This window comes from Vibrio sp. 779(2023), from assembly GCF_033344285.1.
GTDB classification, from domain to species: domain Bacteria; phylum Pseudomonadota; class Gammaproteobacteria; order Enterobacterales; family Vibrionaceae; genus Vibrio; species Vibrio alginolyticus.
In genome coordinates, this window is record NZ_JAWPOM010000157.1 from 1 (window position 1) to 1,200 (window position 1,200).

A 1,200-nucleotide genomic window follows, 5' to 3' on the forward strand; every position below is an offset into this window, starting at 1 on the left:
TTTGTCCAAAAAGGGGTTCAAGAGCCTGCACAACAACCCGGAGTAGCGAATGCTTATTCGAACTGAAGCCCCTGCGGACATTCTGACCATTGACCGCCTATTGAAACATGCGTTTCCAACCGATGCAGAAGCCAACTTGGTGATGCGTTTACGTGAAAACGGCAAGCTGACCTTGTCGCTGGTGGCGTGTACGGATGAAGGTGAGGTAATTGGCCATGCTTTATTTAGCCCAGTTACATTAAATGGTGAAGATTTGTCGTGGCAAGGGCTTGCACCATTGGCTGTTCATGAGGACTATCGCCGTCAAGGCATTGGTGCTGAACTCATTAAAGAAGGTTTCGAATCTCTGCGTGATTTCGGTTATCCAGTCTGTGTCGTGTTGGGTGAACCTGACTACTATGCACGACAAGGTTTCAATGCTGGTGAAGAGATGGGCTTTGAATGCGCTTGGGAAGTGCCTGAAGGTGCGTTTCGAATAGCTGAACTCGTCGAGGGCCAATGTGCAGGACGTTCTGGACGTATTGATTACGCGCCTGAGTTCTCAGAGCTTTAAATACTGAAACAGCCCGCTGAAATAGCGGGCTGTTTGCTTTTCATCATTCATTCGACAAGCATGACGTTTATTGAGCGTTTTTGGTTCTTTTTTTGCCCCAGATTTCGACTTTTGCTTTTTTGCTGACACCCAACACGTCGAGCTTCATGTTTCCCCAACTGCTGTATTTCATTTCAAGGTGCTTAAGTTTCGCGTCCTCCGCTCCTGGTAGTGTCCAAGCTCGCGTTGACATTCCGTTGGTGAGCGTGCCCATTGATGTGAGTTTTTTCTCGCTGCCGTCGGTCATGGTGACTTTGATGTCTTTTAAATCGACGGTGCCTTGAATGCACTTTATTTTGATTTTACTGAAGTTACGGTTTTTGAGCAGACTATTTGGCGTAACGGTGTCTGTCTCCGTTTGGAAGTTGACGGTCTTGGTTGCGATCAGCTCCCAGTCATCATTATTGCTGCTCGCAAATGTGGAAAAACTGATGGTCGCTACCATCATCACAGTAAAGAGTGATTGGAAAAGCTTCATAACACCTCTGACTTTTTGATAGGATTGCCTCGTTCAAACAGGTGACGAAAAATGTCAATTAACGAGAAACAGTATTTACACGAAATGGGAATCACCTCGTGGGAGTTGATTCACCCAGAAAGGTTGGCAG

The 1,200-nt window shown here is 46.5% G+C and carries 3 protein-coding genes; 2 read left to right on the forward strand and 1 reads right to left on the reverse strand.

Annotated features, from left to right (window positions below; genetic code table 11):
- Positions 1 to 49 precede the first annotated feature (49 nt).
- Positions 50 to 553, forward strand: coding sequence for a GNAT family N-acetyltransferase (locus tag R8O70_RS25715; protein ID WP_169608792.1), 504 nt, complete (start codon positions 50 to 52; stop codon positions 551 to 553).
- A 67-nt stretch (positions 554 to 620) separates the two neighbouring features.
- Here the strand turns inward: R8O70_RS25715 and R8O70_RS25720 are convergent, their stop codons facing one another.
- On the reverse strand, positions 621 to 1,070 hold the full coding sequence (locus R8O70_RS25720) for a hypothetical protein (RefSeq protein WP_005456073.1): 450 nt from the start codon (positions 1,068 to 1,070) through the stop codon (positions 621 to 623).
- A gap of 51 nt (positions 1,071 to 1,121) precedes the next feature.
- On the opposite strand from R8O70_RS25720, the gene R8O70_RS25725 reads away from it, so the two are divergent.
- Positions 1,122 to 1,200 (forward strand): DNA polymerase III subunit psi (locus R8O70_RS25725; protein WP_318184526.1); only part of this gene is annotated, 79 nt, incomplete at its 3' end.

Coding starts and splice junctions, on each gene's coding strand:
- R8O70_RS25720 (WP_005456073.1), bottom strand. CDS start 1,070: ATGAAGCTTTTCCAATCACTCTTTACTGTGATGATGGTAGCGACCATC.
- R8O70_RS25715 (WP_169608792.1), top strand. CDS start 50: ATGCTTATTCGAACTGAAGCCCCTGCGGACATTCTGACCATTGACCGC.